At 69.5% G+C, this 20,530-nt stretch carries 19 protein-coding genes; 6 read left to right on the forward strand and 13 right to left on the reverse strand.

From position 1 onward, the window contains the following. The first annotated feature begins 93 nt into the window (after positions 1-93). Together H5J31_RS20945 and H5J31_RS20950 are read left to right on the forward strand one after the other, a co-directional pair. Entirely contained in the window at positions 94-1,080 is a 987-nt protein-coding gene (locus H5J31_RS20945; RefSeq protein ID WP_181774309.1) for a methyltransferase family protein, read from the forward strand. Positions 1,081-1,082: 2 nt separating this feature from the next. Continuing rightward, a complete protein-coding gene (locus tag H5J31_RS20950) occupies positions 1,083-2,012 on the forward strand; it encodes an alpha/beta hydrolase (protein WP_181774310.1) in 930 nt (309 codons plus the stop codon). A gap of 69 nt (positions 2,013-2,081) precedes the next feature. On the opposite strand, the gene H5J31_RS20955 is transcribed toward H5J31_RS20950, so the two are convergent. The 4 genes from H5J31_RS20955 to H5J31_RS20970 are packed head-to-tail and all read right to left on the reverse strand — an operon-like array spanning position 2,082 to position 7,016. Next, the gene (locus tag H5J31_RS20955; RefSeq protein WP_181774311.1) at positions 2,082-2,669 is read right to left on the reverse strand and encodes a TetR/AcrR family transcriptional regulator; all 588 of its coding nucleotides are present in this window, start codon (positions 2,667-2,669) and stop codon (positions 2,082-2,084) included. 41 nt (positions 2,670-2,710) lie between these two features. Further along, positions 2,711-4,345 (reverse strand): amidohydrolase, encoded by a 1,635-nt coding sequence (locus H5J31_RS20960; RefSeq protein WP_181774312.1) that lies wholly within the window; start codon positions 4,343-4,345, stop codon positions 2,711-2,713. Between the two features lie 3 nt (positions 4,346-4,348). Then, positions 4,349-5,140 (reverse strand): molybdenum cofactor biosynthesis F family protein, encoded by a 792-nt coding sequence (locus tag H5J31_RS20965; RefSeq protein ID WP_181774313.1) that lies wholly within the window; start codon positions 5,138-5,140, stop codon positions 4,349-4,351. Between the two features lie 10 nt (positions 5,141-5,150). Beyond that, a complete protein-coding gene (locus H5J31_RS20970) occupies positions 5,151-7,016 on the reverse strand; it encodes a primary-amine oxidase (protein WP_181774314.1) in 1,866 nt (621 codons plus the stop codon). A gap of 122 nt (positions 7,017-7,138) precedes the next feature. Between H5J31_RS20970 and H5J31_RS20975 the strand changes: the two genes are divergently transcribed. Together H5J31_RS20975 and H5J31_RS20980 are read left to right on the forward strand one after the other, a co-directional pair. Next, positions 7,139-7,858, forward strand: a complete 720-nt coding sequence (locus tag H5J31_RS20975) for an SDR family NAD(P)-dependent oxidoreductase (protein ID WP_181774315.1) — start codon at positions 7,139-7,141, stop codon at positions 7,856-7,858. A 14-nt stretch (positions 7,859-7,872) separates the two neighbouring features. After that, a complete protein-coding gene (locus H5J31_RS20980; RefSeq protein ID WP_181774316.1) occupies positions 7,873-8,670 on the forward strand; it encodes an SDR family NAD(P)-dependent oxidoreductase in 798 nt (265 codons plus the stop codon). A gap of 76 nt (positions 8,671-8,746) precedes the next feature. Here H5J31_RS20980 and H5J31_RS20985 read toward each other — a convergent pair whose 3' ends face one another. The 9 genes from H5J31_RS20985 to H5J31_RS21025 form a co-directional block, all read right to left on the reverse strand. Next, a complete protein-coding gene (locus H5J31_RS20985; protein WP_181774317.1) occupies positions 8,747-9,439 on the reverse strand; it encodes an ABC transporter ATP-binding protein in 693 nt (230 codons plus the stop codon). Continuing rightward, entirely contained in the window at positions 9,436-11,154 is a 1,719-nt protein-coding gene (locus H5J31_RS20990; protein ID WP_181774318.1) for a branched-chain amino acid ABC transporter ATP-binding protein/permease, read from the reverse strand. The genes H5J31_RS20985 and H5J31_RS20990 overlap by 4 nt, the downstream gene beginning before the upstream one ends. Continuing rightward, entirely contained in the window at positions 11,141-12,001 is an 861-nt protein-coding gene (locus tag H5J31_RS20995) for an ABC transporter permease subunit (RefSeq protein WP_181774319.1), read from the reverse strand. Before H5J31_RS20995 ends, H5J31_RS20990 begins: the two co-directional genes overlap by 14 nt. A gap of 9 nt (positions 12,002-12,010) precedes the next feature. Continuing rightward, a complete protein-coding gene (locus tag H5J31_RS21000; protein ID WP_181774320.1) occupies positions 12,011-13,189 on the reverse strand; it encodes an ABC transporter substrate-binding protein in 1,179 nt (392 codons plus the stop codon). Continuing rightward, positions 13,186-13,578 carry a nuclear transport factor 2 family protein gene (locus tag H5J31_RS21005; protein ID WP_181774321.1) on the reverse strand — a complete coding sequence of 131 codons (393 nt, stop codon included), beginning with the start codon at positions 13,576-13,578 and terminating at the stop codon, positions 13,186-13,188. The genes H5J31_RS21000 and H5J31_RS21005 overlap by 4 nt, the downstream gene beginning before the upstream one ends. A gap of 10 nt (positions 13,579-13,588) precedes the next feature. Next, on the reverse strand, positions 13,589-14,356 hold the full coding sequence (locus H5J31_RS21010) for a MoaF C-terminal domain-containing protein (protein ID WP_181774322.1): 768 nt from the start codon (positions 14,354-14,356) through the stop codon (positions 13,589-13,591). 40 nt (positions 14,357-14,396) lie between these two features. Beyond that, positions 14,397-15,395, reverse strand: a complete 999-nt coding sequence (locus H5J31_RS21015) for an AraC-like ligand-binding domain-containing protein (RefSeq protein ID WP_181774357.1) — start codon at positions 15,393-15,395, stop codon at positions 14,397-14,399. A gap of 63 nt (positions 15,396-15,458) precedes the next feature. Next, positions 15,459-15,941: a hypothetical protein gene (locus H5J31_RS21020; RefSeq protein WP_181774323.1), complete on the reverse strand. Its 483-nt coding sequence runs from the start codon at positions 15,939-15,941 to the stop codon at positions 15,459-15,461. 79 nt (positions 15,942-16,020) lie between these two features. Further along, positions 16,021-17,355, reverse strand: coding sequence for a cytochrome P450 (locus H5J31_RS21025; protein WP_181774324.1), 1,335 nt, complete (start codon positions 17,353-17,355; stop codon positions 16,021-16,023). Between the two features lie 129 nt (positions 17,356-17,484). On the opposite strand from H5J31_RS21025, the gene H5J31_RS21030 reads away from it, so the two are divergent. Both H5J31_RS21030 and ilvD read left to right on the forward strand, forming a co-directional pair. Next, the gene (locus H5J31_RS21030; RefSeq protein WP_181774325.1) at positions 17,485-18,765 is read left to right on the forward strand and encodes a hemolysin family protein; all 1,281 of its coding nucleotides are present in this window, start codon (positions 17,485-17,487) and stop codon (positions 18,763-18,765) included. A gap of 73 nt (positions 18,766-18,838) precedes the next feature. Then, positions 18,839-20,518 carry a dihydroxy-acid dehydratase gene (gene ilvD / locus H5J31_RS21035; RefSeq protein ID WP_181774326.1) on the forward strand — a complete coding sequence of 560 codons (1,680 nt, stop codon included), beginning with the start codon at positions 18,839-18,841 and terminating at the stop codon, positions 20,516-20,518. The last annotated feature ends 12 nt before the right edge of the window (positions 20,519-20,530 follow it).

The following is a 20,530-nucleotide window of genomic DNA, read 5'->3' on the forward strand; positions in this document are numbered from 1 at the left end:
GCGGGTTTTGCCTGGCAGTGGGCGAAAACTGACGCTGGATTCTTTTGTCTACGTCTGTAGACTCTCGGCGGAAACGAGCTAAGGAGGGCACCCGTGAGCGGGTCGACCAGAACAGCCGGTCCCGAGCGGATCGTGGACATCGCCGTGGGGTACATGGCGGCCAAGCAACTCTTCGCGGCGAGCCGGATCGGCCTGTTCACCGCACTCGGCGACGGGCCGCTGACGGCCGCGGAACTGGCGGGGAAGACCGGCAAACCGGAGAAGATCACCCGCATCCTCGGTGACGCCATGTCATCACTCGGTCTGCTGTCGCGTGTGGACGGACGATACGAACTGGCCGCGGACGCGGCGGAATACCTGGGTGGCGGGGACCTCGATCTCGCGCCGTTCCTGACCTTCCTCGACGCCATCAGCTACCCGCACTGGTTGCAGTTCGGTCACACCGCCGATTCCGGCGAGCCCGGCAAGCTGGAGATGGACGACGCGCGCTGGGGCACGTTCATGGCCGGCGTGATGACCTACAACGCCCTGCACGCCAAGATGCTGGCCGGCGCGTTCGACTACGCGCCCTACCGCAGGCTGCTCGACCTCGGCGGGCTCTCCAGCGCGTTCGCGCTCGAAGCCATGGGGGCCAACGAAGAACTGCACACGACGTTCGTCTTCGCCCCCGGCTTCACGGAGTCGGTCACCAACGCGGTCGCCGAGGCGGGACTCGCGGACCGGGCGGCCGTCGTCGGCGCGGAGACGCCCACGGCCCGGCCGGAAGGCGAGTTCGACCTGGTGATGGTCAACCACGTCGTCCACCGGTTCGACGCGAAGCAGAACGCGGAGATCCTGCGCAACGCCCGCGCGGCCGCCGCGCCGGGGGCCCGTCTGCTGCTGCTCGACTTCTTCCTCGACGACGACGCGGTCCAGCGGCCGATCGACGCGCTCCACGCGGCGGAGTACCTGGTCATCGACGGCACCGTCGTCTACCCCGAGGCCGAGGTCCACGAGTGGCTGAACGAGGCCGGCTGGCGGGTCGTCGACCGGCTCGCGCTGCCGGGCAGCCCGCGGGTGCTCGTCGCGGAAGCGGTGTAGCCGTGGCTCTCGATCCCGCGGTCAAGGAGCTGCTCGCCCGCAGCGCGCCACCCGAGGCGCCCGCTCTTCCGCCGACGGCCGCCGAGCTGCGGGCCGCGTTCGCCGCTTCGTGGCGGCGTCCGGAAACGGTCGAGCAGGTCGCTTCGGTCACCGATCACGTCCTGCCTTCCGGGGTCCGGGTGCGGCTGTACCTGCCCGAGGCTTCCGGGCCGGTGCCCGCGTTCGTCTGGATCCACGGTGGTGGCTGGACGATCGGCTCGATCGACGAGAACGAGATCGCGTCGCGTGCGGTGTGCAACGCGGCCAAGGTCGCCGTCGTCGCGGTGGACTACCGGCTCGCCCCGGAGAACCCGTTCCCGGCGGCGCCGGACGACTGCTACGCCGTCGTCGAATGGCTCGCTGCGGGCGGCGCTGGTGACGCGGTGGACCCGGGACGGATCGCCATCGGCGGCGAGAGCGCCGGCGGGAACCTGTCCACGGTGGTCTCGATGATGTCCCGGGATCGCAGCGGTCCGCCGCTGGCCGCGCAGGTGCTGATCTGCCCGGTCTACGGCCATCCCGACGACGGTTTCCGGTCGTACACGGATTTCGCCGAGGGTTTCGGCATGACGGCCGGGGCGATGCGGTTCTTCTTCGAGCAGTACGTGTCGGATCCCGCGCAGCTGAACGATCCGTACCTGCTGCCGCTGCGGGCCACCGACCTGACCGGCCTCCCGCCGGCACTGGTGCTGACGGCCGAGTACGACGTCCTGCGTGACGAGGGGGAGGAGTTCGCGCGGCGCCTCGCCGACACGGGCACCCCGGTGGAGATGACGCGGTACTCGGGGCAGATCCACGGCTTCTACGGTCTCTACACGGACCTCCCGGCCTCGCCGCGGTCCCATGGACACGTGGCGAGCTTCCTGACCCGCGTCTTCGACACCCGCGTTTAGTCCTCTGAATGCGATCGTTCGCGCCACGTACTACCGCATCCAGAGGACTGAATGCGGTAGTACGTGGCGTCAGGGGCGGCCCAGGCGCTCGAAGAACGACTCCAGGTGCTGCCGCTGCAAAGCGATCGTCGAGAACTCTCCGGCGACCAGGCTCATCACGTTCGCCCCCGCGTTGATCAGGACGACCTCGTCGACGAGCTGTTCGTCCGGGGTCGAGGTGACGATGTCGCCGTCCTCCCGGCCTTCCGTCAGGTATCGGTGGAGCAGCCCGCGCCACGACCGGATGTGTTCGAGGTACTTGTCCTGCAGCTTCGGGTTGGTCAGCGACAGCTGCCAGAAGGTGAGCAGGACGCGCCCCGCGGCGATGCGGTTCTCGTCGATCGGCATCGACGAGACGCACAGCTCCCGCAGCGCTACCAGCCCGCGCAGTTCGTCCAGCTCCACGTACTCGCGCATCATGCCGAGCGCGCGTTCGTAGGTGGCCTGGATGATGTCTTCCTTGCTCGGGAAGTACAGCTTCAGCGCCCCGTTCGCGAAACCCGCGGCGGCCGCGATCTCGCGCATGGTGGCGGCCTCGATCCCGCCTTCGGTGATCAAGTCCCAGGTGACGTCGACGATGTGACTGCGCCGCTCGTCGTGGTCGATGATCTTCGGCATCGGTGGACCTCCCGCACTGGTTCTTCTACCAGTGTAGGAGATCAGTCGCGCAGATACACGCGGTGCCCGGCGAACCACGTTTCCGTCACCTTTGTCTTGACGAGCGCCGAGGGATCGGTGGTGAACGGATCGCGGTCCAGGACGACGAAATCCGCCGATTTCCCGGGGACCAGCGAGCCGGTGACCTCGCCCAGTCCCATGGCTCGGGCGGCGGCGAGGGTGAAGACCTCGATCGCCTCGGCCAGCGTGATCGCCTGCTCCGGCCACAGCGCCCCGGGGAACGTGCCGGTCGGGTCCCGCCGGGTGACGAGGCCGTGGATGCCTTCCCAGGCGTCCGGCGACTCGCTGACCGGCCAATCCGAACCGCCGGCGACCAGCGCGCCGTCGTCCAGCAGCGACCGGTTGGGCTGCATCCGCGCGGCCCGTTCGCCGGGCAGGACCTCCGCGATGGCCGCCGGGATGACCCCGGGGACCCACAGGAACGGCGAGATGTCGGCGGCGACGCCCAGCGCGGCGAACCGCGGGATGTCGTCCGGGTGCACGAACTGGCCGTGCGCGACCTGGAAACGCGCCTCGGTGAAGCCTTCGGCCCGCACCTTTTCGACCGCGTCCAGCGTCGCGCGCACGGACGCGTCGCCGGTGCAGTGGACCTTGGCCGACAGCCCTGCGGTGGCGGCCGTCCGCAGCCAGCCCTCGAGTTCGTCGCCGGGCATCGTGGTGGCGCCGTGGTGACAGGCCCCGTGGGCGTCGTCCGGGAGGTACGGCTCCAGGAACGCGGCGGTGCGCGTGGGCGGCACGCCGTCGAGGAAGATCTTCACGAAGTCGGGCCGGTGGTGCTCGCTGCGGTACTTCCCGGCCACCTCCAGCAGAGGTGCGCCGATCGGGTCGAAACCGAAGATCGGGTCGTTGATCAGCAGCGACGAAACGACCCACGCGTGCAGTTCGCCCGCGTCGTCGAGCGACTTCAGCGCCCGCAGGATGTCCGCGGAGACGCCGGCGTCCTGGAACGCCGTGACGCCGAACGAGTGCAGGGTCCCGATGCCGTGCCGCGACGCGGCCGCGTGCTGCTCGTCGGTGAGCGTCCGCGTCTCACGCAGTGCGTGTTCCACCAGGACACCGGCCGCTTCCAGCAGGACGCCGCACGGCTCGCCGGACTCCGGGTCCCGGACGATCTCCCCGCCCGCCGGATTCGCGGAAGCCGCCGTCACGCCCGCCAGTTCCAAGGCGCGGCTGCTCACCCAGCGGTTGTGCCTGCTGTCGTCGGACAGCGAGACCGGGCGGCCGCCCGCCGCCTCGTCGAGCGCGTGCCGGGCCGAAGACCGCGAGAGCGCACTGACCAAAGTGGACGCCCAGGCCCCGCCGACGATCCACTCGTCCGGTCCGAGCCCTTCGGCGCGGGAGCGGACCGCCGCCAAGATGTCGTCGAGCCCCGCGTCCAGTCCGAAGTTCAGCTCGAACAGGGCGGCGCGTCCGGCGAGGGCGTGGTGGTTGTGCACGTCGACCAGGCCGGGCATGACGAACGCGCCGCCGAGGTCGACGATCTCGGTGTTCGGTCCGCGTTCGAGGTCCTCCAGGGACAGCACCCGGCCGTCCTTGATCGCCAATGACGACGCCCAGGGCCGGGTACCGTCCACTGTGTACACCGTGGCGTTGGTGAGGATGAGGTCGGCGGTCAAGGCTCAGCTCCCGGCGGGATCGTATGCCTCGGGGTGCACGGTGGTGCTCAGCAGCTTTCCGTGCGCGCCGAAGGTGAAGTGGGTCGGGGTGTTCCCGGTGGCGTCCAGTCCGAAAAGGACACCGTGCGAGCGCAACCGCTTGGCGTCACGGTGATCGGCGACGGTCACCGAGGCGCACGGGATCACCTTCTCCCGCCAGGCGAACACGTAGATACCCGGGCGCAGTTCGTAGACCGAGTTCTCGTCGGTGTCGGCGAGGCCCTTCTCCGGCCCGGCCAGGCACTGCCAGGTGTACCAGTGCGGGCTGAGGTACACGTGCTCGTAGGCGTGCGCGGTGCTGTACACCCACAGCACCCGCCGTCCGACCAGCGACGTGGTGGGCGCCAGCGACTCGCCGCTCGGTTCGATGCCGCCGATGGTGGCGGCGAGGAAGGTCTGCGTGACCCGGGGAGCGGTGTCGCCGATCCGGCTCAGCACCAGCAGCGCTCGGCCGCGGCGCAGGTCGAGCAGCAGCGTGACCGCCTCTTCCTGGCGTGCCCGCGGATGGAACTGGACGTAGTACAGGTCGTCGTCGACCAGGAACGTCTCGCACCGGTCGGAACCCGAGCCGTGGTACGTCCATTCGATCCGCGTACCGGTGAACGCCGCGGTGAAGGTGGTGCCGTCCTCGCACGCGAGCTCGAAGGTGCGGCCGTGCAGGTCGCCGACCGTGGGTGCCTTGTTCGCGTCGAATCCGGGGGCGAGGCCGTCCAGCGGCAGCCAGGTGGAGGTGTCGGACAGGGTCAATTCGGGCATCGGGGAAGTCCTAGTGCTCGTGAGCGGAACAGTGGTCGTCGGTGGCGCCGGACGGCAGGTCGAGGGCCGGGTTGCGGTCCAGGAAGCCATAGGGACGCAGGGAGAATCCGGAGTAGTCGACCGGCATCACCGGCCAGTCCTCGGGACGCGGGATGTGGGTCGGGCCGAACACGTGCCACAGCACGAGGTCGGTGTCGGTGAGGTCCCGGTCGGCGGCGGTCCAGGCGGGCAGGCCCGCGCCGCCCGGATGCGCGTTCGGCCGGTCGCCGGCGGGGAAGCGTTCGTCGGCGCGGTACGGCGTGGCCCACAGGTGCCTGGTGGCGAACGTCGCTCGTTTGTGGACACTCGATTCGGGCTGCGCCATCAGCGTCGCGGACGGCCGGGGGACCAGCTGGTACGCCGTCGGAGTGCCGAGCCGGTTGGTCCGCTCCGAACTGCGGATCTCCCATACCCGCGCCTTGGCCGGGTCCGCGAGCCGCTGTGCTTCCTGCTCGGTCCGGAGCGGGGTTTCCTTCCAGGTGAAGGCGTTCCCGTACGGGTTCCGCTCGCCGGCCGGCACCCCTTCGACGTCGATCTCGACGAGCGAGTTGCGCTCGCCGTCGATCGCGACGTCCAGCCGCGCGCAGAACAGGTGCTGGTGGACCGGCGCGAACAGGCCGGGGGCGATCTCGTTGGCGTGCGGGTGTTTCGTCCCGGTGTGCGCGGCGCCGGCGAACACGATGCCGGTGGCCTTCGCCTCGAGTTCGACGGTGCCGTCGAGGTAGAGGTACCAGAAGAAGCCGTAGTCGTAGTTGCCGATGGTGGAGATCGACGAGATCACCAGGCGCCGTGAGCGGCGGACCTCGGCACGGCCGTCGAGATCCGTGTGCTTCCACAGGATCCCGTAGTCCTCCTCGTGCATGCAGATCGCGCGCGGGATCTCGACGGGATGGCCGTGGTCGTCGGCGACGAAGGCGGGGAAGTAGTGGATGACACCGAGGCAGTCGCAGCCCAGCCGCAGGTCGTTGCCGTTCTTGCCGAGCAGGTATTCGCCCGCGTCGAAGTAGCTGATCCAGAACCGGCCGGGCGCGGTGTCGCCGTAGGGCACCACCATCTCCGGCACCGACGCCCGGTGGAGTACCGAGCGGTCCTGGAACGAGATCTGGTGCAGCGTCAACCCCTCACGGGCGTTGAAGCCGACCCGCAGGTTCCAGCCTTCCCAGGTGACCTCGTTGCCGTCGACGGTGAAGCTGGGCCCCTCGGGCTGGGTGATCTCGATCGGCTTGAGCGTGGTGCGCGCCGGGACGTCGCCGTAGCGGCCGTGTTCCGGCGGCACGGGCACGTCACCCTCGTCCTCGACGCGGAGCACGCGCTGCTCGGTGAGGTCGATGTGCACGATCAGGCCCTCGACCGGATGCGCCCAGGGGCTGTCGGACTCGTCGTCGCGCAGGAACGTCAGGGAGCGGATGACCCGGCCGGTCTCGTCCGGCCTGCCGAAGAAGCCGGGAGCCAGGGGAGCGCAGAAGGCGTACTCGATGCGGTCGCCGAGCCCGCGCCGCTCCATCGCGGCCTGCCATTCCGGCGACGCCTTGGTGATCGTCGCGGCGAGGTCGTACTCCTCGAACAGGTACGCGGGCTGGCCGTCACCGCAGTCCTCGCTGGAGATCAACTCGCGTTTCGTCAGCGAAACGACGACGTCGCGGGCTTGCCCGGTCGCGGTGTCCAGCAGCGTGTACTGGACGCGGCGGTCCGGCGCGGCCTCGGCCTTGTCCGGCTCCACCGGCAGTACCGACGGAAACCGCGTCGTGTCGGTCAGCACGCCTTCGGCGGCCAGGATCGCGCGGCCTGCGGCGAGTTCGTCGGCGGTCAGCGGGTCGAGGGGATGCGGCCTGGTCATACTTCGCAGTCTTGCGGGTCCGCTCGCGTGGGGAAAGACCGCGAAGGCGTCATGCGGCCGCGGACAAGAAGGATGCACTGACGGCCAACCTCCGCCGGAGGCCCGGACCGCAGGATGGCGCCATGCGACTGGATCTCGCGGGCAAGGCCGTGCTGGTGACCGGCGCGGCATCCGGTATCGGCCTCGCCTGCGTCCAGGCGTTCCTGGTCGAGGGCGCCCGAGTCGGCGCCCTCGACCGGGCTTCCTCACCGGCGCTCGGCGACGACGTCCTGGCGGTCCACGCCGACGTGACCGACGAGCGTGCGGTGGCCGCCGCGGTCGATGCGGTGGCAGACCGGTTCGGCGGACTCGACGTCGTCGTCGGCTGCGCCGGGATCTCCGGACCGGTCGGGACTCCGGTCACCGAAACGTCGGTCGCGGACTTCGCCGCGGTGATGGCGGTCAACGTCACCGGCCAGTTCCTCGTGGTCAAACACGCCGCGCCGTGGCTCACCGCGGCGGGCGGCTCGGTCGTCCTGCTCGCCAGTGACTCGGCGTTCACCAGTGCGCCGGGCATGGTGCCCTACGGTGCCTCGAAGGGGGCCGTGGTCGCGATGACCAGGGCGCTCGCGGTCGATCTGCCCGGTGTCCGGGTGAACTGCGTCTGCCCGTCGGTGGTGGACACCCCGATGGCGCGGGGCGATCTCGGCGACGTCCTCGACGATCCCGCGTTCCCGGTACAGACGCCCGAAGACGTCGCTTGGCAGGTGCTCCACCTGGCCTCGCCGCGCTCGCGGACGGTCAACGGCCAGGCCGTGCTCGCCGACTTCGGCGTCTCGGCTCACTCCGGTTTTCCCGCTTAGAAAGGACTTTCTCTGTGAACAAGGTTGTCGCTATCACGGGTGGCGGTACCGGCATCGGCGCGGCGGTAGCCCGCCGGTACGCCGACGAGGGCGCGCAGGTGGTGGTGCTCGGGCGGCGACGCGAACCGCTGGAGAAGGTGGCCGCGGAAACCGGTGCGCACGTCATCACCTGTGACGCCAGCGAACGCTCGGCCGCCGAAACGGCGGTGGCGGAGATCATCGGCAAGTTCGGGCGGCTCGACGTCGTGGTGGCCAACGCGGGCGGGCACGGCCTGTCCTCGGTGGTCGACACCGGCGACGAGGAATGGGAACTCGCCCTGCGCTCGAACCTGTCCAGCGCGTTCGTGTTCTGCCGCGCCACGCTGCCCTCGCTGATCGAAACCGGCGGTCAGGTGGTGATCGTGTCGTCCCTGGCCGGGCTGTTCGCCGGGCCGAACGTCGCCGGCTACACCGTCGCCAAACACGCGCTGATCGGGCTGACCCGCTCGATCGCGCGCGACTACGGCCCGAAGGGCGTCCGCGCGAACGCGGTCTGCCCCGGTTGGGTGCGCACGCCGATGGCGGACGGTGAGATGGACCAGTTCGCCGAGGCCGCGGGCTTCACCGGCGGGCACGACGAGGGCTACCGCCGTGTCACCGCCGAGGTCCCGCTGCGCAGGCCCGCCGAGCCCGAGGAGATCGCGTCGATCGTGCGGTTCCTCGGCTCGGCGGAGTCCTCCTACATCACCGGTTCGGTGATCGTGGCCGACGGCGGCGCGCACGCCGTCGACCTGCCGACTCTCGCTTTCGAACGCGCCGGCATGGGCTCGTAGTCGTAGACGCCGGGCCGAAGTCCGTGAAGGCCTCCTTGAGGGACTCTGGGTCCCTCAAGGAGGCCTTCACGGACTTCTATTCACCCAGGTAGGCCGAGTGCAGCGTGCCGGGGGAGTCGAGCAGCCCCTGAGCGGAACCCGCGTAGGTGACACGCCCCGAAGACACCACCAGCGCTTCGCTCGCCACCCCGAGCGCCAGATGCGTGAACTGCTCGACCAGCAGGATCGCCGCGCCCTCCTCGGCGAACCGGGTCACCATCGGCAGCAGCCGGGTGAACACCACCGGCGCGAGGCCGAGTGACATCTCGTCGATCAGCAGGAACGACGGCCGGGCCGCGAACGCGCGGGCCAGCACCACCATCTGCTGCTCGCCGCCGCTGAGCAACGCCGCCGGTGAATCGCGGCGTTTCTCCAGTTCGGGGAACAGTTCGAACAACTCGTCCGCCCGCGCCCGGGTCCGCGCGGTCAGCATCAGGTTCTCCAGCACCGTGAGCCCGCCGAACACCGCGCGGCCCTGCTCGATATGCGCGAGGCCCCGCCGGGCCCGGGAGACCCGGGACTGCTTGGTGATCTCGTCCGATCCGATGTGGACGGTGCCGGACGAGGCCGGGACCACGCCGGACACGGCCTCCAGCAGACTGGTCTTCCCGGCCCCGTTGGGCCCGACGAGCGCGGTGATCCGGCCCGGTTCGAGGGTCAGGTCGACGCCGGAGATCACCGGACCCGCGCCGCGCGTGACCGTCAGCCCCGCTATCCGCAAAGCGTTCACAGCAGCTCCGTTTCACCCATGTACGCCTTGAGCACGGCCGGATCGGCCAGCACTTCGGCCTGCGGGCCGGAGGCCAGCACCCGGCCGAAGTCGAGGACGGTGATCGTGTCGCAGACCGAGCGCACGAGGTCGAGGTCGTGCTCGATGAGCAGCACCGACACCCCGAATCGCGCCGGAACCTGCCGTAGCCGCTCCCCGAACGCGACGTGCTCTTCGTGCGGCAGTCCGGCGGCCGGCTCGTCCAGCAGCAGGACCCGCGGTTCGGCCAGCAGATGCCCGACGACCTCGACCAGCCTGCGTGCGCCGACGTCCACTTGCGACAGCGGGGTGCGGGCCGCCGGACAGCCGAAGAAGTCCAAAGCATCACCGACCTCGTCGGCGGTGACCCGTCGCCGGGCGAGGAACTTGACGTACGCCCCGACGGTCAGCCCCGGCGGGACCCGGTCCTGTTGGAACGTCCGGCGCAGTCCCGCACGGGCCCGGTTCGACGGCGACCCGGTCAGCGGCCTGCCGCCCAGTTCCACCGAGCCGTCGGCGTTCGGCAGGAATCCGCTGATCGCGTCGACCAGCGTCGACTTACCCGCGCCGTTCGGCCCGATCACGCCCAGCACCCCGTGCTCCGGGACCGCGATGTCCACTGAGGACAGTGCGGCCACATGACCGAAGTTCACGCTCAGCCCGCGCACGGTGAGCACCGGTGGGCCGGGGGAGACCGGCTCGACCTCCGAGGTTCCCGCGACCAGGTCGAGTTTCGCCGGTTCCTTGCGCGACCGCCGGTACCAGAGCTGTCGCACCGTGGTCCCCAGGTTGCCGCCACCGGCCAGCGCCTGGACGCCGAGCACACCGAAGACCACGAAACCCCAGTCCTGCGGGATTCCCCAGCGTTTCAGCAGTTCCGGGACACCGACCCAGAGCACCGCGCCGAACACCGCCATGTCGATCAGATGCGCGCCGGACATGATCGCCAGGACGTACAGCGCCAGCGACTGGATCGCGGTGAAACTCGCCGGGAACGCGAGACCGACCTGCCCGGTGAGCAGGCCGCCGCTGATCCCGCCGAGGGTGGCGCTCACCGCGAACGCGGTCAGCTTCGACGTCCGCACGCTCGTGCCGGCCGCCGCCGTACCGCGTTCGGAGAACGCCACCGCCTGCCACGCGCTGCCCCAGCGCCCGCGGCGCAGGAAGTACACGGCCAGGCAGCAGAGCACCAGCACGACCACGGCGAGCTGGAAGTACGACCGGTCGTCGGAGAAGGCGTCCGGCCGTTCGACCGTGAGGCCGCCGGAGACGCCGGGGAACTGCAGTTGCACCAGGGCCAGGTCGGCCGCGGCGGCGAGCCCCAGCGTCACGACGGCGAGGTTGATCCCGCGCAGCCGCAACGCCGGGAGCCCGACGAGGATCCCGACCACCCCGGCGGCGAGCCCGCCGAGCAGCAGCCAGACCAGGAACCCGCCGGGTGCCTCCGCCTCGTTCAGCGCCGACACCACCCAGGCGCCGACGGCGCCGAAGGTCAGCTGGCACAACGAGATCATCCCCGCGCTGCCGGTGACCACACCGAGCCCGAGCAGCGAGATCCCGGCGACGACGGCGCTCATGCCCAGGTACACGAAGTACCCGTCGAGCCCGACGCTCAGCCCGTAGCCGACCGCGATCGCCACCAGGGCGACCACGAACGGGATCCCGGTGCGTACCCCGCGTCGTTCAGCGAGCCGCATCCCACACCTCCTTGCGCTGCGACCACAGCAGCAGCGCGACGATCACGACGAACGGCAGGAAGTACCGCACCACGGACAGGCCGTCGACCTGCGCGGCCGCGCCCTGGACCAGGCCGAGCAACAGCCCGCCCCCGACCGCGAGGTCCAGCCGGCGGAAGCCGCCGAGCAGGGCCGCCGCGGCCGCGGGGACCACCAGCATCGCCAGTGACGTCGCGTCGTTGGACTGCGACGGCGCCACGATCGAGATGACCAGGGTGCTGACCACGCCGGTGACCGCCCAGACCGCGACGCTGAGCCGTTTCGCCGGGATACCCAGCAACTCGGCCGTGGTCGGACGTTCGGACAGCGCCCGGAGCTGGACGCCGGCCGGGGTGCGGCTCAGCACGATCCGGCTGGCCAGCGCGACCAGGACCGCCAGAGCGACGGTGACCACGGTGACCTGGCTGATCACGACGCCGCCGACGGTGAGCGCCGGACCGTCCAGGATCGGGTGGAACGGCTGCGGTTTGTTGCCGAACAGGATGAACGACAACGAGATCAGCAGGAGCAGCACCGCGACGGTGACCGCCGAGCGGGTGCCGGTATCCGCCTCGGCGAGCCAGGTGGACACGATCCAGCCGAGCAGGGCGCTGAGCAGCCCGCCGAGCAGGATCCCGGCGATGGTGGCGAGCCACGTCGGCAGGCCCGCGTCGACGGACAGGAACACCGCCACGTAACAGCCGAACATCCCAGTGGCCGATTGGGCGAAGTTGACCACCCGCACCAGCCGCGACATCAGCGTCAGGCAGACCGCCAGCACCGCGTACAGTCCGCCGGCGGCCAGGCCGGCCAGCGCTCCCTGCAGCATCGAGTCCTCCTATTTCTTCGGGATGCGCAGCCAGTCGTTCGCGACCAGCTCCCATTTGTTGGTGCCGGAGGCGAGCTTGATCGGCCAGCCCGCGGTGTTGTCGTGGTGGGTCTGGCCGGGTCCGAAGACGTACGGCGTGCCGACCATCGGATCGGTGACCGGCTTCATCTCGCGCAATGCCTTGGTCACCGATTCGCGGGTGATGTCGCCGCTGATCCCGCGGACGACGTCGAGGAAGTACTTCGCCGCCAGGTAGCCGCCCTGACTGAACGAGGTCAGCGGGATGCCGTTCTTCGTCATCAGTTCACGCCAGTCCTTGTTCTGCGGGCTGGTCGCGTCGGTGAAGGGGTAGAACTCGGCGGGCACGTACACCCCGGCGCCGGCGTTGGTGATGGCCTTGGCGTAGTTCTCGCTGTAGACGCTGGTGAGCAGCAGCCACGTGACGTCGTTCCAGCCCTGGGCCGCGGCGGCCTTGAGCTGCCCGATGGAGTCCGGCTCGACCGGGTTCACCGTGATCGCCTTGCAGCCCGCGTTGCGCGCCTTGACGATGTAGGAGGTGTAGTCGGACCCGCCGTAGGGCACGGTCGCGTCGAGGTACTTGAGCTTCTTGCCGGTGATGGCCGACCACTCGTCGATGGCCGCCTGGTACGACGGCAGCGTGTTGCCCGCGATCTCCAGCAGCGCGCAGATGTCGTTCAGCTTCAGCGTTTCCGAGCCGTAGAGCAGGGTCAGCGTCATGTCGTGGTACGGGCCGACGTTGACCGGGGCGATGTTGGGGCTGGAGAAACACGCGGGGTCGACGCCGATGCCCTGCATCGACAGGATCTTCTGCTGCTCGTAGTACTTGTTGTTGATCTCGCATTCGATGAGGCTGGACGAACCGACCAGCGCCACCGCCTCGTCACGGCCGACGACCTCGCGGGCGGCCGCGGCGGCGGCCGCCGGGTCGCCCTTGTCGTCGAGTGCCTTGTACTCGATCTTTCTCCCGTTCACACCGCCGCCGTCGTTGGCCGCGTCGAAGACCGCCTTGGCCGCCTGGGAGGCCTCGGGGAAGGTGGCCGAGCCGCTGAGCGCGTTGACCGAGCCGACCACGATCGGTCCGCTCGCACCGCTTTCGGCTCCGGCGCAGCCTGCCGTGGCGAGGAGGACGGCCGCGGAGAGGGCGACCAGGCGCCGCGCCGGCCTCATCGGTCTTCCGCCGCGTCGACGACGGGCACGGAGTCGACGATCTGCTCGAACGACACGACCTTGCCGCCGTCGAACTTCCACACATGTGCGACACGGGCGGTGAACGAGCGACCGGTCTTGCGGTGCTTGCCCTGGTAGGTGCCGATGCCGATCACCGTGTCGCCCGCGTCGGCGAGTTCACCGAGGGCGAAGCCGTAGCCGTCCCAGTCGTTCGCGATCGCGCCGAAGACGTGCTCCTTGACCTCTTCCGGTCCGGTGTACGTTCCCGCGTAAGGGAAACCGGCCGCCTCCGTCCAGGTGGTCTCCGGCTCGAGCGGGGCCAGCATGCCCGCCAGGTCGCCCCGGTCGCTCGCGGCGTAATGCGCGGCGATGACGTCTAAATTGGACACTCGAACTCCTTCAGACCGGTTGCGCGTCGGGGTAGGCGACGGCGCCGAGTGGGTAGATGTGCCCGCCCGCGCGGGAATGTTCCGACCGGCCGTCGCCGGTCAGGCCGAGGAAGACGCCGGTGGTCTTCAGTGCGTAGCCGAGGTCGTGCAGCCACACACTGGCCACGGCGATGCGGAACTCGCGGAAGCAGAACAGGTAGAGCCCGTCCTGGAACTTCCACACCGTAGACAGGTCCATGTCGCCGTGACCGCGCTGCACGCCTTCGAGGCATTGCCAGGCATAGCGTTGCGAAGACACGTACACGTGCTCGTAGAGGTGTTCCGGGCTGTAGCGGTAGATGTTGCGCTTGCCGATCAGGTCGCGCGACGGCCCCGGCTCGTCACCGGACGGAGTGCCCGCGTCGGTGGTGCCGGCCCAGAACGTCTGCGAGACACGGGGAACGCCCTCGACGTCCTCGGCGCCGATCACCGAACGCACGGCCAGCGCGCGATGCGTCGTCGTGGAGAAGACGACGGTGAGCGCTTCGCCTTCCACACTGGTGTGGGGGAGATTGACGAAGAAGACGTCGTCTCGGACGGCGACCGCGTCGTAAGGATCCTTGATGCCGTTGCAGGTGACGGTTTCAGCGTTCTCGAACCGCAGCGCGAGCGTCGTGCCGTCGTCGAGGGTGACGGTGAGCTCGCGTCCCGTCAGATCCGCGTTCGGCAGTCGGTAGGTGGCAATTCCGGCGGCGAACTCGTCATAGGTGCGCCACTGTTCCTCGGGTGCTTCGGACATGCGGTCATCGTCGAGGCGCCCGCCCGGCCGAGGCCAGCCGTCACGCGCTGGGCGGCAACAACCGGTCGCTCACGGTCAAGCCGCGCCGGACCTCGCTCGGTGAGCAGCCGAATTCCGTCTTGAACACCCGGCTGAAATGCGGCGCGTCGACGAAACCCCACTTCGCCGCGATGGCCGCGACGGGCCGTGAAGCGTGCACAGGATCGAGTAGTTCGCGCCGGCAGTGTTCGAGGCGCCGGGTGCGGATCCAGCCCGAGACGGTCGTTCCCTGTTCGTGGAACAGCCCGTGCAGATGCCGGGTGGAGATGTAGTGCTCGGCGGCGATCTGCGCCGGGCCGAGGTCGGTGGAGGAGAGGTTCGCGTCGATGTAGGCGAGCACCCGGCGCATCAGTTCGTGGTGCGGCCCCGCGGTCGCGCGGGCGAGGTCGAGTTCGCTGGCGAACAGCGTGGCGAGCAGATCGACCGCGGTATGCGCGAGCCGGACGCCCGCCGGTCCGCCGAGCTGGTCGAGATTGCTGCCGAGTTGCGCCAGGAACGGCACCACGACGTTGCCCATCCCGCGTTTACCCGACATCGGGACCGCGGTCAGCTGGCCGACCAGGTCGCGGGGGAGATCGATGAGCCGCTGCGGGAACATCACCACCAGCGTCCGGAAATCCTCTTCGAACGCCAGGGAATACGGCCGGTGCGTGTCGTACAACGCCACGTCACCGGGGCGCAGCATCGCCTCCCGGTTGTCCTGCACCAGCAGACCGGTCCCGGACAGGATCAGGCTCAGTTTGTAGTAGTGCCTGTCCGCCCTGGCGATGAGCTCGGGCGTCCGTTCGACGACGTGCGCCGAGGCGGTCACCTCGGTCAGCTGGACGTCGTCGGCGCCGCACGAGCGGATGCGGCCGCGGAAGTGGTCGCGGTGCTCGCTCGTCACGTGCAACGGCACGAAGGAATGCGACACCACCGTGCGGAAATCGGTGAAATCTCGCGCGACCGTGGTGGTGGTCGGGTCGGCGGTGGCGGTGGTCAAGACGTCACCTCGCAGCATCGGGAGGGTGAATTTCATATACGATAAGCGATACGATGCTGCCGGGCAATGATCGTGGCGAGGTCAGTCGGCGAGGCGGAACAGGAAGGTCCGCGGGTCCACGTCGACGGGTACCAGCGTGCCCTTTTCGAAGCGCCCGACCTCCTCGGTGACGAGCCGTGCGCTGAACGTCAGCACACCTTCGCCGGTGACGACGAGGTCGACGTCGTCGGCGGGAGTGCTCACCTCGCCGACCCAGATCCGCTTGCTGGCAACGACCTCGGCGGTCGCGCGGACGCCCTTCCGGTCGAGCGCGCGGTGGGCCTCCCTGGCCTTGGCGTTCTGCCACAGGTGCGAGCCGACGGCCGCCAGGGCACCGATCGTGAACACGGTGCCCATGGCGATGACGACCAGGCGATCGTCATCGCCGGGATCGAAGTGGGTGCTGATCCAGAGCAAGGCCGGGCCGATCAGGGCCATCACGGTCATGAAGAACCCCATCAGGCATCCGAACCCGGTGAAGGCGGGTCGTTCCGGGGCTTCCTTGCCTTCGAGGTCCCTCGTCACCGGCGAGACGTTACTGACCGGTTTTCGCTGCCGGTCCGGTAAAAATGCCCGCTAGGGGCTCAGGGTGTACGGCGTCCGATCACGCGAGCGCGGCCGGGAGCGTTTCGAATCCTCGCAGGATCCGCGTCCGCCGTCGTCGCGCCCCGCCCAGGAGCCGAAGGTCGGGGAACCGTTCGAAGATCGACCGCAGTCCGATCTCCCCTTCCATCCTCGCCAGTGAGGCGCCCAGGCAGTAGTGCCGCCCGGCGCCGAAGGAGACGTGGTCGCGCGCGTTCGCCCGGGTGACGTCGAAAGCGGCCGGGTCGTCGAAGATCTCCGGGTCCCGGTTGGCGCCGGCGAGCACCGTGCTGACGATCGCGCCGCGCCGGACGGGCACGCCGCTCACCTCGGTGTCGCGGGCGCACAGCCGTCCGGTGAGCAGGACCGGCGGGTCGTAGCGGAGGATCTCGTCGACGGCGTTGCTCCAGGTTTCGGGGCTCTCACGGAGTTTCCCGAGTTGATCGGGATGCCGGGTGAGCAGGGCGATGCCGTTGCCGAGAAGGTTGACGGTCGTTTCGAAACCGGCCGCCAGGACCAGTCCCGCGGTGGCCTTCAGTTCGCGTTCGGTCAGGCCGACGCCGTCTTCGCGGGCGGCGATCAGTTTGCTCAGCAGGTTGTCGCCGGGGTTCTCCCGCAGTTTCTCCAGGTGGGTGGTGAGCCAGGAGTCGAACTCGGCCAGAGTCGCTTCGACCGTCCGGAAGGTTCGCCAGGGCAGACCGAGGTCGAGACTGGGCGCCGCCGCACCGCCGAGGGCCAGCACCTTGTCGCGTTCCTCGGGCGGGACACCGAGGATCTGGCTGATGACGGTGACGGGGAGCAGCCCGCAGTAGGACTCGATCAGATCGACGGGGTCCGCCGGGTCGAGGCCGTCGAGCAGTGCGTCGGTGATCGCCTGGGTGCGGTGCCGCAGTTGTTCCACCGCACGGGCGGTGAAGACCCGGGTGACCAGTTTGCGGTAGCGGGTGTGGTCGGGCGGTTCGCTGGCGAGCAGCGACGGCGGTTCGATCGGGTGGATCAGCCCGGACGCCGACCAGGCGGTGAGCCGGTTGAGCAGTGGGTTGTCCGGGACGAATCGCACGGACTTGAACGCGTCGCCGGTCAGGATCTCCTTGCACGCCGAGTGCCGCGTCGTCACGTGCCCGACCTTGGTGGTGGCGATGGCGCCGTGCGAGCGGATCTCGTCGAACAACCCGGTCAGGTCCGTGCCGGCGCTCGCTTCGACGGACAGCCTGCCTTGGAGGTCGCCACGGCGGGCGGCGGCCTGGAGCGCGACGCGGGGGATCGCGTGGCCGATGGTCCAGCGAGTGACCGGTTTGGCGATTTCCTCCGCCCGGCGCAGGAAGGTCCGAGCGGGAGCGGTCTTGAGTGCGAACATCAGGACTCCGTCCGTGCTGGTCCTTCGAAGGTATCGGAACGACGTGTCAGTAGCGACCCGCTCCGACATCTGCGGACCGGTATCCCCCTGGGTAGAGTTCTGCTCTTCCGGCGGGCCGGGGGAGTGTTTGTGGGCGGCTACGGGTTCGACATCGCGCTCGTCGCGGTGCTGGTGGTGCTCAACGCGGTGTTCGCGGGTAGCGAGATGGCGCTGATCTCGCTGCGCGAAGGGCAGTTGCGGGCCCTGGAACGGGACGGCCGGGCCAGCGCCCGGACGCTGGTCCGGCTCGCGCGCGACCCGAACCGTTTCCTGGCGACGATCCAGATCGGCATCACGCTCGCCGGGTTCCTCGCGTCGGCGACGGCGGCGGTTTCGCTGGCCGAGCCGGTGGTGCCGCTGCTGAGCTTCCTCGGCAACGCCGCCGGCGCGGTGGCCGTCGCGTTGGTGACGATGGTGCTGACGTTCCTCACGCTGGTACTCGGCGAACTGGCGCCGAAGCGGCTGGCGATGCAGAACGCGTTGCGGTGGGCGCTGCTGGTGGCGCGTCCGCTGAACCTGCTGTCGGCGATTTCGAGGCCCGCGGTGTGGGCGCTGAGCGTGTCGACGAACTTCGTCGTGCGGGTGCTGGGCGGACGATCCGAAGCGGACCCGGATCAGATGTCGCCGGAGGAACTGCGCGAACTGGTGTCGGCGCAACGCGGCCTCAACGCCGAACAGCGCATGATCATCAACGGTGCCCTGGAGATCCACGAACGCCGTCTGCGGGAGGTACTCGTCCCGAGACGGGCGGTGCTGACACTGTCGGCGGAGCAGGACATCGAGTCGGCTCGGCGGCAGCTGGCGGAGTCGGGGCATTCCCGTGCGCCGGTCGCCCGCGGCGGACATCTGGACGACGTCGTCGGCGTGGTGAGCCTGCGCGATCTGCTCGAAGACCACGAGGATCTCGCCGCGGCGGTCCGGCCGGCGGTGGTGTTCCCCGATTCGCTGCGGGTCTCGGACGCGCTGCGGGGTTTCAAGGCAGAGCGGGAACAGATGGCGCTGGTGGTGGACGAGCACGGTGCCGTCGCGGGCATGGTCACGCTGGAGGACCTGCTGGAGGAGATCGTCGGCGAGATCTACGACGAGACCGACCGCGACGTGCTGGCCGTGCGTGACGGCCAGGACGGCTCCCTGATCCTGCCCGGCACCTTCCCGGTGCACGACCTCGTCGACGTCGGGGTGGAACTGCCCGACGCGCCGGCGGGGGAGTACGCGACGATCGCCGGCCTGATCCTGGTGATCCTGGGCCGGATTCCGGAGAAGCCGGGCGACCGGGTGGTCGTCTCCGGCTGGACGGCCGAAGTGCTCGGCGTGGAGCATCACGCGATCACGCGGGTGGCGCTGCACCGTGGTGCCAAACAAGAGCACTGAAGCACAAGAGTTGCGCCCGGCGCCCGCGGTTGGCAGCGTGCCCGGTGTCCCACCACGAAGGAAAGGTGTCCCGATGCCGGAGGACCAGCCGGATTTGAAGCCCCGCTCCCGCGACGTCACCGACGGTCTGGAGCGCGCGGCGGCCCGCGGGATGCTCCGCGCGGTCGGGATGGACGACGACGACTTCGCCAAACCGCAGATCGGGGTGGCGTCCTCGTGGAACGAGATCACGCCGTGCAATCTGTCGCTGGACCGGCTGGCCAAGGCGGTCAAGAACGGGGTGCACGCGGGCGGCGGTTACCCGCTCGAATTCGGCACGATCTCGGTGTCCGACGGCATCTCCATGGGACATGAGGGCATGCACTTCTCGCTGGTTTCGCGGGAGGTCATCGCCGACTCCGTGGAGACGGTGATGATGGCCGAGCGGCTGGACGGCTCCGTGCTGCTGGCCGGCTGCGACAAGTCGCTGCCGGGCATGCTCATGGCCGCGGCCAGGCTCGATCTCGCCTCCGTCTTCCTTTACGCGGGTTCGATCATGCCCGGTCAGGTCGATGGCCGGGACGTCACGATCATCGACGCCTTCGAGGCCGTCGGCGCCTGTCTGGCGGGCAAGATCACCCGCGCCGAAGTGGACAAGATCGAGCGTGCGATCTGCCCGGGCGAAGGCGCCTGCGGAGGTATGTACACCGCCAACACGATGGCGTCGGTGGCGGAGGCGCTCGGTATGTCGCTGCCCGGTTCGGCCGCGCCGCCCGCCGTCGACCGGCGCCGCGACGGTTTCGCCCACCGATCGGGGGAGGCCGTGGTCGGCATGCTCCGGCAGGGCATCACCGCCCGGCAGATCATGACCATGGAGGCGTTCGAGAACGCCATCGCCGTCGTGATGGCGCTGGGCGGTTCGACCAACGCCGTCCTCCATCTGCTCGCGATCGCGCGGGAGGCCGAGGTCGACCTGCGCATCGACGACTTCAACCGGATCGGCGACAAGGTCCCGCATCTCGGCGACCTCAAGCCGTTCGGGAAGTACGTGATGAACGACGTCGACAAGGTCGGCGGGATCCCCGTGGTGATGAAGGCGCTGCTCGACGCCGGGCTCATGCACGGCGACGTGCTCACCGTGACCGGCAAGACCATGGCCGAGAACCTCGAAGGCATCGCTCCCGCCGGTATCGACGGCGAGATCATCCGCCCGCTCGACCGCCCCATCCACAAGACCGGCGGGCTGACCATCCTCAAGGGATCGCTGGCGCCCGAAGGCGCGGTCGTGAAGTCCGCCGGCTTCGACGAGTCGACGTTCACCGGCACCGCCCGGGTGTTCGACGGCGAGCGGGCCGCCCTCGACGCGCTCGCCGAGGGCCGCATCGTCGCCGGCGACGTCGTCGTCATCCGGTACGAGGGGCCGAAGGGCGGCCCGGGTATGCGCGAGATGCTCGCCATCACCGGCGCGATCAAGGGCGCCGGACTCGGGAAGGACGTCCTGCTCATCACCGACGGCCGGTTCAGCGGCGGCACGACCGGACTCTGCGTCGGCCACATCGCGCCCGAAGCCGTCGACGCCGGTCCGATCGCGTTCGTGCGTGACGGCGACCCGATCACCCTCGATGTCGCGAACCGGACCCTGGAGGTCGAGATCGACGACATCGAGGCACGTCGCGAGGGCTGGAAGCCGAAGGCTCCGGCGTACACGCGCGGTGTCCTCGGCAAGTACGCGAAGGTCGTCCAGAGTGCCGCGCACGGAGCTGTTTGCGAGTAAGCCGACCAACGG

The sequence above is a fragment of the Amycolatopsis pittospori genome (genome assembly GCF_013870525.1).
Classification (GTDB): domain Bacteria; phylum Actinomycetota; class Actinomycetes; order Mycobacteriales; family Pseudonocardiaceae; genus Amycolatopsis; species Amycolatopsis pittospori.